We start from the raw sequence: 15,231 nt of genomic DNA, 5'->3' as shown, positions 1-15,231 counted from the left end.
CAAGTCATACGATGCGCTCATGCTATATTTTCAATTACACTTAACCTCGATTAAATAATAACCAAAGTCAGGCTTTATTTGCCAAACTTCGCTATAAGTATTTTATATTCCCCTTCACTTAGCGCCAAATCATTAAAATATAATCATCGGCCAATTGCAAAAAAGGCCTGTGCAATAAACAAAGGCCTTTTAACAATAAGTGAAATAATAAACTAAGAAAAAGTCTTAAAATCGAATTAACGTTGCCTCGATATTACGCACCATACTTTTTAATTGTGGCGCGACTTCTCCACTCAAAAATTCTTTCGACAACCTAAATGCTGGGCCACCGGCATTGAATACATAAATTTGCCCTTGTGTGAGTTTCAGTGGAACAGCAATGGCATTGGTATCTCGCTCCCAATCGCCCCAAGAGTGACAAAAACCAAACTCTTTATAGCTTTTCACTGCTTGATCAACCCCAGCCTTGATAGCCTCAAACTTGTCACCCAGTTTTTCTTTGAAGTGTCTCATAAAAAAGTCACGTTCTTCTTCTGACAGTGCCACTAAATAAGCTCGTCCTGCAGCCGTAGTTGCCATCGGAATTTTATCGCCAATATCTTTTTTAAAGGTAACAATGTCTTTTGGAGCGCAATGATCAACATAAATCATGTCAAGACGGTCTCTGTCTGCGAGGCCTATCGATGTACCTGTTTCAATTGAAAGCTCTTTCATCTGAGGATTCGCCACTTGGCGAATAGTGAGATTAGAAACAAAGGCATAACCTAAGGCTAACACACCAGCACCGAGCTGATATTTTTCTAAGCGCTTTGAATAAGTCAAGTAGCCCAAGCTTGTCAAAGTATAGGTTAACCGAGATATACTCGATTTTGGCAAACCTGTTCGTTGAGCAATTTCCTGATTGCCAAGAAATCCATCTCCCGGGTTAAATGCCCGTAATATATCTAATCCTCTGGCAAGCGCTTCGACAAACTTACGATCGACTTCCCCATTAATATCTCTTGGCATACCAGTTAGTGTATTCATTTTGAACTACTCAATTTTTTTTAATACCAGGCGTGTTGACTTGTTTTAACGGTCAAAACGTTTTTCAAATTATGAGCAATATAATCTCATTATTTACGCTAAAAATAAAGATTATAGATAGGTTTAAGGATGAAGTTTATAAATTTATAGCTTCAACTTAGAGGGAATCGCATTAAAATATGCTTTTACACGTTACTTGGTTTTAATTGTTAATGAGTGTTGTGCGCTACAAATAGACACAAATCGATATTATTGAGCATTTCGAATGTATTACAGCCACTTAGCTAATCAAGAAAATGCACATAATCTAACGATATGTTTTATAATATTAGGCTGGGTTATTTATACTTGAATTTAACTGGTTTGCTACTGAAGATACTAACCAAGGACTTATATCACCTAAATATATTGGTGATATTAAGCGCTTTATATTGTTACTCATCAACACGACTAACCAAAGTTAAAAACAAGATTAAAAACCAAGAATAATTTCACGTTTAACTTGGTTATCATGTGATGAGTGTCAAATCACCTTAGTATAATCAATGCTTACAAGGCGTTTTCTAATTCAGGTAACGCTTCAAATAGATCGGCCACAAGACCGTAGTCAGCTACTTGAAAAATAGGCGCTTCTGGATCTTTGTTTATCGCCACAATCACTTTCGAGTCTTTCATGCCGGCAAGATGTTGAATTGCGCCTGAAATACCAACCGCAATGTATAAGTCTGGCGCAACAATTTTACCTGTTTGGCCTACTTGCATGTCATTGGGGACAAATCCGGCGTCTACAGCCGCGCGTGATGCACCAATAGCAGCGCCTAACTTGTCGGCAATACCGTCTAATAACGTAAAGTTATCGCCATTTTGCATACCACGACCACCTGAAATAACGACACTTGCTGCACCTAAGTCTGGCCGTTTTGAAACTGTTAACTCATCACTGACATGGCTTGAAATACCTGCGTCTTTGACATGTTCGAGCATTGTGATCTCTGCAGAGCCATCAGTGGCAACCGCATCAAATCCGGTTGAACGCACTGTGATTACCTTTTTAGTATCTAAACTTTCTACGGTTGCAATGGCATTACCTGCGTAGATAGGACGCACAAAAGTATCAGCACTGACTACCGCAGTAATATCTGATATTTGAGCAACATCTAATAAAGCGGCAACGCGAGGCATAAAGTTTTTGCCGGTGGTTAATGCTGTAGCCATAACCACATGGTAATCCGCCGCTAATTCTGTGACTAATAAACTAATATTTTCCGCCAGTTGATGCTTATATACTAGATTGTCTGCAACTATTACCTTGGTAACACCATTAACTTTAGCAGCTTGTTCAGCAACGCTTTGACAGTTAGAACCGGCAACTAAAATGGTGATATCACCACCTATTTGTTGCGCCGCGGCAACTGTTTTTAAGGTATCAGCTTTTAACGCACTGTTATCGTGTTCTGCGTAAACTAAAATGCTCATGAGATCACCTTCGCTTCATTTCTTAATTTTTCAACTAACTCATCAATTGATTCAACAATAATACCCGCTTGTCTTTCTTTAGGTGGTGTCACTTTTAATAAGTTAGTTCGTGGGGTTAAATCAATACCAAAATCAGCAGCCAATTTTACCACTAAAGGTTTACGTTTAGCTTTCATGATGTTCGGTAAAGACGCATAACGGGGCTCATTTAAACGTAAGTCAGTAGTTACAAGCAGGTAAGTTGAGCGCAACAGTTTGTAATCCAGCGTCGACTTCTCGAGTTACGTTAATTTTGTCGCCTTCAACTTTAACTTCAGAGGCGAAAGTACCTTGTGATAAACCCGTTAATGCGGCAAGCATTTGGCCGGTTTGGTTGTTGTCGCTATCGATTGATTGTTTACCTAAGATAACTAATTTCGGCTGTTCTTCTTCGACAATTTTTTGTAATAGTTTAGCAATATTTAACGCGTCAAGCGTCAGCTCTGTATCAATATGAATCGCACGATCTGCGCCTAAAGCTAGTGCAGTTCGAAGTTGCTCTTGGCAGCTTTTATTACCAATAGAAATCGCAATAACTTCAGTAGCTGTGCCAGCCTCTTTAAGACGAACAGCTTCTTCTACAGCGATTTCACAAAAAGGGTTAATGGCCATTTTAACGTTAGCTAAATCAACGTTTGAGTTATCCGGTTTAACACGTACTTTGACGTTATAATCAATGACACGTTTAATTGGGACTAATACTTTCATAAATTTACTTCTCCTCAATGAATTATCTGACAAAATTTTCTTTGTTATATATTTTTAATTTATTCAAATTCCTGGTTTAATTCTTTTTCTAACAAAGTAAATGCCGCGCTCGGAAGGTTAATCTTGCTTTGCATTTCATGGCTAAAAGAAACAATAATACTTTCACTTTTAGCGGCAACTTTTTGATGTGTTTCACTATAAATAATTTGGCTTAAAGTGAATCTATCGCTACTTATTTTCTCAACTTTAGTGGCAATAATAAGATTATCAGGATAAGTCACCGGAAACTTAAACTTGCAATCAATATAGGCGACAACAAAACCGAGTTTATCTTGCCCAAGCGCGGCTCTGATATTACTCTCAGAGAAAAATTTAACTCTGCCTTCCTCACAATAACGAAAATAATTAGTGTTATTGACATGCCCTAACATATCAATATCTCCCCATCTAACCGGGTGCTTTAGTTGATAAGGATAATGATGTAATTGATCTTTCAAAAAATTCTCCATTTCTATAGCTAGGTATTAACTGTGTGACTTACCAAACCACTGCATCTTGCATGATTCAGTTGGCATTAAATTACTCTTTTCTGTAACGAAAGACGCCTTGACCTGAAGCAATAATATTGTCAAAAGCATCGTATACTTCAGCAGCGCCATAATAAATATTTCGACCCGAAGCGGTTACTTTTCCAATAGCATAAAGCTTGTTAGATTGCGCTTGCCCCAAGTAGTTTATGTTTAGCGATAACGTTAATGCTTTTCTATAATAAAGAGGATCTTCACTATAGGCTCCAGACAGTGCAGTAGCTGCATCTAACAATGCCGAAATATACCCACCATGAGGGATGCCTGAACGGTTTAAATGCTCAGGTTTAAGCTCTGCACTCATTTTAATATGATTTTCTCGCCATTGCTCAATCACAAAGCCTAAATGTTCATTAAATGGCGGCATTTCTTTATTTGCCCAAGGTTTCATTTTAATCCCTTATTTTCTGTTTCTTGCCACTTGAGATTCTTCGCTTTGCAGTAACTGTGCAAAAATCACTAACTCCTTTTCAATAATATCGGTCAGTATTGTCTGCTGAGGAGCTTTAAGAATTTTTTTAGTCGTACGTAAAGCATTTTGAGGTTTCAGGGCTAATGCTTTCGCCTTGCTTAAAGCAAAATCAAATACTTCAGATTTGTCTATTTGCTGATTTACTATACCGATATCAATTGCCGTTTGGGTATTAAAAGCATCACCCAACATTAATATTTCAGCCGCTTTACGATGGCCTGCTAATTGAGGAATAAGCAAGCTTGAACCTCCTTCGGGGCAGACACCTAAATCGACGAAAGGCATTTTAAAATAAGTTTCTGATGCATAAACCAAATCAAAATGAAGCAACATAGTTACGCCTATTCCAACAGCAACGCCAGATACGGCTCCGACGATTGGTTTTGGGTAATTATGCAGCTCATATAATAAAATTGATGCGGGTGAAGCTTTATTAACATCTCGATTATTGAAATCGTTTAAATCATTCCCAGCTGAAAACGCATCGTCTGTACCGTGTATAAGTACGACATTAATACTGTCATCTACAACACTATCTTTCAGTGCTTTAGCCATAGCTGAATACATTAAGCTGGTTAAGGCATTTTTTTTCTCTGGACGATGAATACCTATGTGTAAAACACCATTGTCTTTATGAATGAATATATTGTCTTGAGATGTCATTTTGTTGTACCTATTGTTTGTTCAGACGATTTAAACGAGATAACGCCAGATCGTATTCTGTTTTGAAACGCTCAACGATAGTAGACACATTGGTAATCTCGGTAATACTGCCTAACCCTTGACCTGCCCCCCAAATATCTTTCCAAGCTTTAGTTTTACTACCACCTGATGAGCCAAATTTCATTTTGTTTTTATCGCCCTCTTCCAAGTTATCAGGGTCTAAACCCGCATTAACAATACTTGGCTTAAGATAATTTCCATGAACCCCAGTAAATAGTGAGCTATAAACAATATCTTTCGCGCTATATTCAACCAACATGTTTTTATATTCTGGATCAGCATTAGCTTCTTCGGTGGCAATAAAACACGTACCTATATAGGCAAAGTCCGCACCTAAAGCTTGTGCAGATAGTATTGATGCGCCATTAGCAATCGAGCCAGACAACGCAATAGGGCCATCAAAAAACTGCTTGATTTCACTCACTAAAGCAAAAGGACTCAAGGTGCCTGCATGTCCACCTGCGCCAGCACATACTAAAACTAAACCATCAACACCTGCTTCTATAGCTTTTTCGGCGTGACGAACATTGATAATATCGTGAAAAATAATGCCGCCATAGGCATGAATACGCTCAACTAATTTAGGATCTAATGCACGTAAACTGGTAATAATAATCGGCACTTTATATTCAATACAAGTATCTATATCATCCTCTAATCGGTCATTGCTTTTGTGAACAATTAAATTAACCGCATATGGCGCAACAATGGCATTAGGGTTAGCTATTTGGTACTGATCTAATTCAGTTTTAATGGTGGTTAGCCATTCAGCCAGTAAGGATTGTGGACGCGCATTAAGCGCAGGAAAAGAGCCAACAATACCAGCTTTACACTCTGCAATAACTAATTCTGGTCCCGAGATGATGAACATGGGGGCACTAATGACAGGTAAAGATAATTTATTTTTTAAGGTTTTTGGAATTGACATTTTGATCCCCTAAAGCATATTTGCTGTGATAAAAAATTAGCCATGCCAACATATGATATGGCTAATTTTTCACTCTTTTAGTTATTGGCTATTAGCCCACTGAGTTAAGGTTTTACCTTCTGTGACAAGTTGTTTTAATAATGTTGCTGGTTGCCAAAACTCTTCACCGTAAGTAGCGCCAAATTCACATATTGTTTGATATATTTTGTCTAAACCTATGGTCTCGGCATAAAACATTGGACCACCTCGATAAGCGGGAAATCCATAACCGAAGGCGTAAACCACATCAATATCACTCGGGCGTTGTGCAATGCCCTCTTCAAGTATTTTGAAACCCTCGTTGATTAAAGCGAAAGTTAAACGTTGTAAAATAGTGACATCATTTATTGTTTTGCGCTCAACCCCTCTTTGTTTGGCTTGTGCTTCGATAATTTCAAGTACTACAGGGTCAGCTATACGCTGTCTAGTGTCAGGATCATATTGGTAATAGCCTGCACCGGTTTTTTGACCTAAACGGCCCATTTTATATAACGCATCAGCAATGCAGTAGGTTCTAACATCACCTTTTTCTTCATCAGTTAAGCCCTCACGCGCTTTATAGCCAATGTCTATTCCAGCTAAATCGCCAACAGCAAGCGGTCCCATTGCCATACCAAAGTTTTGCATTACGGTGTCTATACCTTGAGGTGTTGAGCCTTCAAGTAAACATAATTGAGCTTCACGCGCATATTGTCGCAACATACGGTTACCTATAAAGCCATAACAAACGCGAGACAATGCAGGCACTTTTTTAATGGTTTTAGCAATCGCCATTGATGTTGCTAGCACTTGATCAGATGTTTTATCACCGCGAACAATTTCAAGTAATTTCATTACATTAGCAGGGCTAAAGAAATGCAGACCAATAACATCTTGTGGTCGCGAAGTAGACTCTGCAATTAAATTTACGTCTTGATAAGAGGTGTTACTGGCTAAAATAGCGCCGGGTTTACACACTTTATCGAGCTTGGCGAATACTTGCTTTTTGATGTCTAAATTTTCAAAAACGGCTTCAATGACCAAATCCATATCAGCTAAATCGTTATAATCTGTGGTGCCTGTGATTAGCTCTTGGCGTTGTGCGGCGAGTTCAGTAGTCAATTTACCTTTTTTAACGGTCATCGCGTAATTTTTAGCGATAATATCTTTACCACGCTGCAATGCTGCATCGTTAATTTCCAGTAATGTCACAGGGATACCCGCATTAACAAAATTCATTGCAATACCTCCGCCCATGGTACCGCCACCAATAATACCCACGCGTTTAATATCTTTTAGCTGAGTGTCTTTTGGTAAATCTTTAATTTTTGAGGACATTCTTTCGGCAAAAAACATATGACGTAATGCAGCAGACTGCGACGATTGCATGCACTCTATAAATAAACGTCTTTCAACTTTAAGACCTTCATCAAAAGGTTTGTTCATTGCCGCTTCAATACATTCAACAATACGTTGAGGTGCTTCTTGTTGACGAAAACGTTTACTCAATTGCGCTCTATATTCAGTGAAAAACTCTGCTGACGCACTAGTTTTATCAAGGTCTAGATCTCTTACTCTTCTAAGCACAGCGCCTTGTGCGACAATTTCTTTGGCAAACATAATGGCTGAGGTCAATAAATCTTCTTCAACGACTTTATCAATTAAACCTAGGCTTAGCGCTTTGTCTGCAGAAATTGGCGTACCCGTAGTAATTAAGTCCAGTGCGGCTTTAACACCGACTAACCTAGGTGCTCTTTGTGTTCCACCAGCACCAGGTAATAAACCTAATTTAACTTCAGGTAAGCCAACATTAGCGCTAGCCAATGCACAACGATAGTGACAAGCCAAAGCAGTCTCTAATCCGCCACCAAGTGCGGTGCCATGAATGGCGGCAATAATAGGCTTGGTTGATGCTTCAACAGCATTAAGCAACTCAGGTAACGAAGGTAACATAGGCGGTTTACCGAACTCTGAAATGTCTGCCCCCGCAATAAAAGTACGCCCTTCACAAATCAAAACTAAGGCTAATGAAGCATCATCTTGTGCTTGTACTAACGCCTCTTGAATTCCTAACCGTAATGCATGAGAAAGCGCGTTAACTGGCGGGTTATTTAACCGAATAACACCGATATCACCTTCTAATTGATAACTAACAACTGACATAAATTCATTCCTTACTTTGAGAAGTTAAACACGCTCAATAACGACAGCGATACCTTGACCAATACCAATACACATTGTTGCTAATGCGTATCGACCACCGGTTTTTTCTAATTGGCGCAATGCCGTTAGCATAATACGCGTACCACTAGCACCCAAAGGATGCCCAATCGCAATCGCACCTCCATTTTGGTTAACACGGGGGTCATCAAAAGCGATACCTAGTTGTTTCATGCAGCCTAGTGCTTGTACGGCAAAGGCTTCATTGAATTCTAAAACATCCATATCAGCTAATGTTAAACCCGCTCTTGCTAAGGCTTTTTGTGAAGCTGGAACTGGCCCTAAGCCCATAACACGCGGTGGTACGCCGGCAATCGCACCCGCTATTATTCTACCGCGAGGTTTGATACCCGCTTGTTCACCGACGGCTTTACTACCAATAATCATGGCAGAAGCACCGTCATTAATGCCTGATGCATTACCCGCAGTTACTACACCATCAAATAATGGTCTTAATTTACCCAGTGCGTCTACGGTTGAAGCTGGGCGTGGATGCTCATCAGTTTCAACAGAAAGTGGTGGCAACTTACGCCCTTGTGAAACTTCAATAGCAATAATTTCATCAATAAAATATCCGGCTACTTTTGCCGCTTCATACTTGGCTTGAGAGCTTGCTGCGAATACATCACAGTCTTCTCTGCTAATATTTAAATCACTGGCAATATTGTCAGCCGTTTCTGGCATGGAGTGACCACCATAGGCTTTAATAATTTCCGGATTAGTAAAACGAGCTCCCATGGTGGTATCAAACATTTCTTGCTGGCGGGAAAAGGCTGAGGTTGCTTTAGCTAAAACAAATGGCGCGCGACTCATAGATTCAACACCACAAGCCACAAATAGCTCACCTTCATTAGCTTTAATACATCGAGCGGCATCTAAGGCTGCCGATAAACTTGAACCACATAAACGGTTAACGGTTAAACCACCTGTTTCAATTGGCAAGCCTGCTAATAGCCCGGCAAAACGAGCCACATTGCGACTGTCTTCGCCTGCTTGATTGGTACTACCTGCAATAACATCTTCATAAAGGCTTAAATCAAAGTCGTTGCGTTGTACTAAGGTTTTTATAAGGTGTGCAAGCATATCATCCGGTCGAACAGAAGATAAAATGCCTCCGTGACGTCCAAAGGCTGTTCTTGCGGCATCGTATATATACGCATCTTTCATAATTTTTCCTTATAACTTACTATTAAACTTTATGGTCTTCTACTGGTTAAAGTAGATCACCTAATTAATGAAACGGGTGTAATTAACTAAAATAGGAAAGGCAATTAATAATTTAGCGACTTTGGGTTTGTCTTGTATATTTGATAACTGAATATGTACAATCTGACCTTTTTCTGGATCAAATTCTGATTTAACTTGCGCGGTAACATCATTTTCTTTCAACAAAGTACTAACGCTAAATTCAGTGGCTTTATTGCGTAATATTGGTTTGAAAACTTTACCTACAGCGGTTAACGGCAGGCTATCAAGTATTTCAATACGTTTAGGAATTGCCGCTCTTTCGCTAATATGTGTTTGGCAATGTAGTAATAATTCATTGGCAGTTTTTTGCTGCTTGTCTTTTACCACTACATAGGCAACGGGTATTTCACCTGAATGAGCATCAGGTTGACCAATAGCAACTGATTGAATTACATTTGCATGGGCTAATAAGGCGTCTTCAATAATTTGAGGATCAATATTATGACCGCCACGAATAATCAAATCTTTTGCTCGACCCGTTAGCTGAATATGGCCTAACGCATTAATCACACCTAAATCACCGGTATTAAACCAATCACCTTCTACCCAGGCACCATCATTATCACTTTCGTTCAAATAGCCTTGAAAAATATTAGGCCCTTTCACCAAAATAATGCCAGGTTCATTAGCTGCACAAATACGGCTGATTTTATTATCAATTATTTCGGCAGCAATCACTCGGCTATAAGGTATGCCATTTCCTACGGCAACTCCTTCAACATCGTAGCCAGGGAGGGTTCTAGCAACAACACAAGAAGATTCGGTCATGCCGTAACCGTTGGTAACATTGCAATTAAATCTTTTCTGAAATGATAGTTTTAATTCAAGAGGTAAAGGTGATGAACCACAGGCTGCATGTTCAAAGCATTTCAGGTCAATTTTTTCATCTGGTTGCTGTAACAGAACAGAAATGATCGTGGGCACAGTAGGAAACCAACACACTTGATACTTATTAACATAATACCACCAGTTTTTTACGGTATTAGGGTTTCTAAAACCTTCTGGGGTCATAATAACAACAGTACGGCCCACAAAGAACATAGCTAAACTAGCGGCAATTACACCAAACACATGAAATAATGGTAATGCATTTAAAACCGCAGATTTACCATGATAAGCATTAAATCCTGCATAAACTTGCACAACAAAACTGATATTATCATGAGATAGTTTTGCTATTTTTGGACGGCCAGTTGTCCCTCCAGTATGAAAATACATCGCAATATCATCACCTTTAGGTTGTGAAATTTTCGCCAATCGTTCACTGGATTGAGTAGATATCCCCTGATTAAAATCAGTGATGGTGAGCTTTTTATAACTACTTTCACTATGGTTATTATCAAGTACAAGAATATGTTCAAGCGAAGGCACGCGTGTAATAATTTCATGCACTTTTTTCCCTAATTCTGTTTCCCCATCAAGTGAAACAGTAACTAATACCCTAGTTTTTACCTCATTTAGTATTTCTATTATGTGATCAACTTGCAGAAGATAGTTAATCGGATTGGCAATTCCCACCGCTTGTGCAGCCCACATACTAAGATGAGTTTCTGTCAAATTTGGCAGTAAAATAGAGACAACATCTGTACGCTCAACGCCGAATTTTTTATAGAGGTTTGCTGTTTGATTAAGTTTATTGGCTAAAGTAGTAAACGTTATTTCTTTGGCAACTTCATCTCGAGCCGCAGTAATATGCTCAGCTATTGCTATATCAGCCGGATATTCATCTGCTGCGAGGCAAAAAACATCGTAAGTTGTTTTACAATGATATCGGTCTTGATAACTTATTTTTTCTAAATCAGCAAGTAACTCTAATTCTGTTGGTTTGGACATTAATCGCTCACTCTAATACAATTTCATTGATTATTACTACAAGACTAATTACGCAGCAAAATAGTTCATGTATTCTGCAATGCGGAACTGTATTTTGCAAGTGTTTTTAGGAAGCTATTTAATGTACTTTATAAAGTCATTAAATAATACCCATTTGGTTTAAGAAATATGCAGTAAATAATTACAAATATCTTATTTGAATTCATAACTTTAATATAAACAGACAAACTTTAATCAATAAAGTATAATTCCGCTAAGCGGTACCTTGTGGTATTAATTGTTTAATACGAATGTCTGACCATTTAATGCCACACAAAATATAATCATAAATGAATAAAATTCAATATATCTAGCAAGCGTAAGCGTTAATTTGAACAATAATTGCCACTGAGGGTATAAAATAGCGCAGTCTATAAATCAAAACTTAGTCATACTGCTTTTAGCCTCAACCATTCATGTAAAAGAAAACACTAATGAATAAAACTGATGACATGAAGAAAAATGACAGCATAAATAACGTTTTTCCTTGGCTATCGCCACTATGCCTAGTGGTTATTTTTTTTGCGACCTTAATAACAGAATGGACCGGATACCAGCCAACGGCACTTTTGGCTGTATTCGTATTGATACTATTTATTCTTGTTGAGTGGCGAAATTTAGACTTATCAACAAAAATCATCACATTAGTTGCTATTGGCTTAACGCTTTCATTATTATTCTTGTCTCAAATATCATTGCATCAGTTAGGCATATTAAGTCGCAGCGTAGTTTTTTTTGCATTCTTTTTAATTGCCCTTGGTCTATTAAAAGAGGCAGCTTTAAGCTCAAATTCAGTTAATCTCACCGGCCACGTGCTTTTACAGCAACACCCCGTAAGACGTTATGCGCTGCTCAGCTTTGCCAGCCATATTTTGGGTATATTAATGAGTGTTGGCGCCATTAATTTATTAGGCACCATGATCCAGAGAAGTTTACATGAAAACAAAGACACCGTTGACGCACGAATCAACAGTGCAAGGCAGCGCCGTATGATGTTAGCGGTGTTGCGAGGATTTTGCAGCATACCCCTGTGGGCACCTACCTCAATCACAATTACGCTTTTAGTAACCACCATCCCAGATCTACAGTGGATAGATATTATTCCCTATGGCTTATACCTAACCCTAGCGTTACTTTTATTTGGTATTTGGCTAGATCATATTCAGGCGCCCAAACATCTGAGACATCTTGTGCCAACAATTTCCAATAATTTATCAGACTTGAAGGTCAGTTATCCTATTGTTATTGTTGTCATCACATTAGCATTAATATCTGGTCTACTAATATTTACGACTCCCTTACGACCAATTGCTGCCGTGTTAGTCAGTGCGCCGATGGTTAGCATTACTTGGATATTTTGGCAGTATTATCGTTCACATAATAAGTTAAGCGCCATGCGATTAACGGTAAAACGCTTTAGAACCGACATATTTTTTAGATTACCATTACAACGCTCAGAAATCGTTTTTTTTGCTGGGTCTGTTCTCATTGGCCGGTTGTTATTGGCGGTGTTAGATCTTGACTGGTTTGCACAACAATTAGCCCATTTGAATATATCTGCCGCGCTGATATTAATTGCGTCTTCATGGCTAATTTATTTAGCCGCACTTTTATTTATCAGCCCAATGATTTCTGTCACTTTAATGGCAGGAGCCTTGTCTCAATTGCCCAGTGTCGAAAATATGCCTGTTACCATAGCACTAGTAATGATGATGACTTGGGCTGTAGTTGCAGGTAGTTCTCCGTCTACTACTTCTGTTCGTATTAGCGCTAGAATAACCGAAATATCTCCCTTTAATATGGGGGTAGAGTGGAATGGTTTATATAGCATAATAGTGCTATTGGCTTTAGATGTTTTTCTTATTATCTTTGTGTAATTCGCAAGGATATTAAAACCATTACTCAACAATTAATACAGAAGTTTTTCATGGTTTTTTATCGACTTTACTGCCTGATAAAAATGGCAAATCTGACCCAGTTAACACCATAGCATTTGTCCAGCAAAACCCTAGCTTACAAGCTCACGTTATGTGGAATCAAAACGCTAAAACAGCCGCGTCATTCGCCAATACTGAATTTTTTGGTTTGCACACCTTTTATTTTGAACAATCGAATGACCAGAAAACTAAGTTTCGCTGGAATATTGAACCAAGCTTAGGGGGAAAAACACTGGAAAAAGAAGAGGTTGCTAATATGCCAACTGAATTTTTAGCGGATACTTTTGCGCAACAACTTAAGGATAAAACGGTTCGTTTTACCATTATGGCGAGCTTAGGTGAAGCCCAAGATAGCGATATTGACCCGTCACAACAGTGGCCGACTGAACGCCCTAAAGTAGCGTTTTGCACAGTAACAGTTAACACCAGCGGCGGCGATGCCTGTAACAATACTAACTTTTATCCTAACATAATGTCGCCAGGTTTTACCCCAAGTGCAGACCCTATATTAAGAATGCGTTCACCAGCTTATGCAATTTCGTTTGGTAAAAGATTGAGCGGTCAATAAATAACGATTTAATAGCAATAACTAGCCGAAAGATAAACTAATGGCTAATTAATAATAACGCAAATAAAAAGGAGTTTATAGCAACTAGAGACTCCTTTATTTTTAAACGATAATTTCTATCAAACGTTACTAAGTTTTAATAAAGCTTAGAGCTTAATAACCGCCATTTTAGCCTGCGACATATCGTGCATGGTATAAGCGATACCCCATATTATAAACAGATTTTTTTCGCCCAGCAAAAGGCATCCAATCAACGCGAAAAGCGGTATTAACAATATTGACAACACATTCACCGGTTTCAATTAAATTTTGCAAGGTGCCTTTATTAATGCCACTTCTGTGTGTTACTTAGGTATAAATCAGCACAGGAGGATAACAACTTGCGACGATAAAAAAGGAATAAGGCGCTAAGTTATTAATATTATCGCGTGAATATGTGCTGAACCATGCGATGGTTCTTGGGGGGCCACTGCCATTTAAGCGGCGATATTTCTCTTGGCTTTCTAATGTTGAGACATCGACATCATCTGCTTTTTATCTCACTATACTAAAGTTTGACTGTAACTAGGTCACGTGCGCTATTCACCTAGCGCACTAACAGACTAGATGTACTGAGTTATTATAATATTGAGTAAATCTAAAACCAGCAAATTTACTGCCGTCACACTTTAAATATTAAGGCTAATCACGCTTATACAAAGACTCAATAGTGCTTGATTCTATGGTGTGTATATTGATCATGTAACCTGCTAGTGCGCTAGAAGCGTTCCCCGGTAATTCAATTTTTTCGACAGACAGCGCATGAATTGTAAAACGATAATGATGCAAGCCAGTGCCTTTAGGTGGGCAAGCGCCACTAAAAGCAGCAATACTAAAATCATTTTCTATTTGAGTACTCCCAATTGGTGCACTATTATTTTTTTTACTCCCCGCGCCGGTTGGTATTTCCATCACGGTTATTGGTATGTTAATTATCTGCCAATGCCACCAACCACTGCCTGAAGCGGTATCGGGATCATAAGCTGTAATTGCATAGCTTTTAGTACCTTCAGGTGCGTCAGACCATTTAAGGTGGGGCGACAAATCACCTCCTGAACAGTCATAACCAATTAACTCATGTCTTTTAGACATAAATTCGCCTTGTGTAATATCCTGACTTGTTAATGTTAGCGGTGCTGAAAACACCGATACCGAAATACTAAGTGATAAAACTAAAAGTAGTTTAAGTTTAAGCAGCATAATAACCCTTATTTATTTTTATTTAATTTGATCTACAACACCACTAAAAGGCACTGGCCAATATTACACCCCCTTTGTATGACATATACTGCACATCCTGTACATAAAAAACCCGATGGTTTTACCATCGGATTTTGATCTCATTAATCGACAAAGCCAGCATTAATAAC

The 15,231-nt window shown here is 38.6% G+C and carries 13 protein-coding genes and 1 pseudogene; 2 read left to right on the top strand and 12 right to left on the bottom strand.

The window, feature by feature from the left end; translation table 11 throughout:
• Window positions 1-225: 225 nt before the first annotated feature.
• The 10 genes and pseudogenes from A3Q34_RS17595 to A3Q34_RS17550 form a co-directional block, all read right to left on the bottom strand.
• A complete protein-coding gene (locus tag A3Q34_RS17595) occupies window positions 226-1,026 on the bottom strand; it encodes an IclR family transcriptional regulator (protein WP_070376527.1) in 801 nt (266 codons plus the stop codon).
• Between the two features lie 549 nt (window positions 1,027-1,575).
• Window positions 1,576-2,502, bottom strand: a complete 927-nt coding sequence (locus A3Q34_RS17590) for an electron transfer flavoprotein subunit alpha/FixB family protein (protein ID WP_070376526.1) — start codon at window positions 2,500-2,502, stop codon at window positions 1,576-1,578.
• Window positions 2,499-3,249, bottom strand: a pseudogene (locus A3Q34_RS17585) (electron transfer flavoprotein subunit beta/FixA family protein). The gene A3Q34_RS17590 and the pseudogene A3Q34_RS17585 overlap by 4 nt, the downstream one beginning before the upstream one ends.
• A 59-nt stretch (window positions 3,250-3,308) precedes the next feature.
• Window positions 3,309-3,746 carry an acyl-CoA thioesterase gene (locus A3Q34_RS17580; protein WP_070376525.1) on the bottom strand — a complete coding sequence of 146 codons (438 nt, stop codon included), beginning with the start codon at window positions 3,744-3,746 and terminating at the stop codon, window positions 3,309-3,311.
• 82 nt (window positions 3,747-3,828) lie between these two features.
• Window positions 3,829-4,227: a PaaI family thioesterase gene (locus A3Q34_RS17575; protein WP_070376524.1), complete on the bottom strand. Its 399-nt coding sequence runs from the start codon at window positions 4,225-4,227 to the stop codon at window positions 3,829-3,831.
• Between the two features lie 9 nt (window positions 4,228-4,236).
• Window positions 4,237-4,971, bottom strand: coding sequence for an enoyl-CoA hydratase-related protein (locus A3Q34_RS17570; protein ID WP_070376523.1), 735 nt, complete (start codon window positions 4,969-4,971; stop codon window positions 4,237-4,239).
• Between the two features lie 10 nt (window positions 4,972-4,981).
• Window positions 4,982-5,959, bottom strand: coding sequence for an NAD(P)H-dependent flavin oxidoreductase (locus A3Q34_RS17565; RefSeq protein ID WP_070376522.1), 978 nt, complete (start codon window positions 5,957-5,959; stop codon window positions 4,982-4,984).
• Window positions 5,960-6,040: 81 nt separating this feature from the next.
• Window positions 6,041-8,140 carry a 3-hydroxyacyl-CoA dehydrogenase NAD-binding domain-containing protein gene (locus tag A3Q34_RS17560; RefSeq protein WP_070376521.1) on the bottom strand — a complete coding sequence of 700 codons (2,100 nt, stop codon included), beginning with the start codon at window positions 8,138-8,140 and terminating at the stop codon, window positions 6,041-6,043.
• 24 nt (window positions 8,141-8,164) lie between these two features.
• Entirely contained in the window at window positions 8,165-9,364 is a 1,200-nt protein-coding gene (locus A3Q34_RS17555) for a 3-oxoadipyl-CoA thiolase (RefSeq protein WP_070376520.1), read from the bottom strand.
• Between the two features lie 60 nt (window positions 9,365-9,424).
• Window positions 9,425-11,278, bottom strand: a complete 1,854-nt coding sequence (locus A3Q34_RS17550) for an AMP-binding protein (protein ID WP_070376519.1) — start codon at window positions 11,276-11,278, stop codon at window positions 9,425-9,427.
• A gap of 473 nt (window positions 11,279-11,751) precedes the next feature.
• Between A3Q34_RS17550 and A3Q34_RS17545 the strand changes: the two genes are divergently transcribed.
• On the top strand, window positions 11,752-13,194 hold the full coding sequence (locus tag A3Q34_RS17545; RefSeq protein ID WP_231907379.1) for a hypothetical protein: 1,443 nt from the start codon (window positions 11,752-11,754) through the stop codon (window positions 13,192-13,194).
• 31 nt (window positions 13,195-13,225) lie between these two features.
• Window positions 13,226-13,822, top strand: coding sequence for a catalase (locus tag A3Q34_RS17540; protein WP_157471030.1), 597 nt, complete (start codon window positions 13,226-13,228; stop codon window positions 13,820-13,822).
• Between the two features lie 168 nt (window positions 13,823-13,990).
• Here A3Q34_RS17540 and A3Q34_RS21285 read toward each other — a convergent pair whose 3' ends face one another.
• Both A3Q34_RS21285 and A3Q34_RS17535 read right to left on the bottom strand, forming a co-directional pair.
• Window positions 13,991-14,137, bottom strand: coding sequence for a hypothetical protein (locus A3Q34_RS21285; RefSeq protein WP_442855264.1), 147 nt, complete (start codon window positions 14,135-14,137; stop codon window positions 13,991-13,993).
• A 366-nt stretch (window positions 14,138-14,503) separates the two neighbouring features.
• Window positions 14,504-14,953, bottom strand: a complete 450-nt coding sequence (locus A3Q34_RS17535; RefSeq protein WP_442855263.1) for a YbhB/YbcL family Raf kinase inhibitor-like protein — start codon at window positions 14,951-14,953, stop codon at window positions 14,504-14,506.
• Window positions 14,954-15,231: the final 278 nt, after the last annotated feature.

It is taken from the genome of Colwellia sp. PAMC 20917 (genome assembly GCF_001767295.1).
In the GTDB taxonomy this organism is placed as follows: Bacteria; Pseudomonadota; Gammaproteobacteria; order Enterobacterales; family Alteromonadaceae; genus Colwellia_A.
The sequence above is the reverse complement of the archived record's forward strand: the minus strand, read 5'-3'. Positions and strand labels throughout refer to the sequence as shown.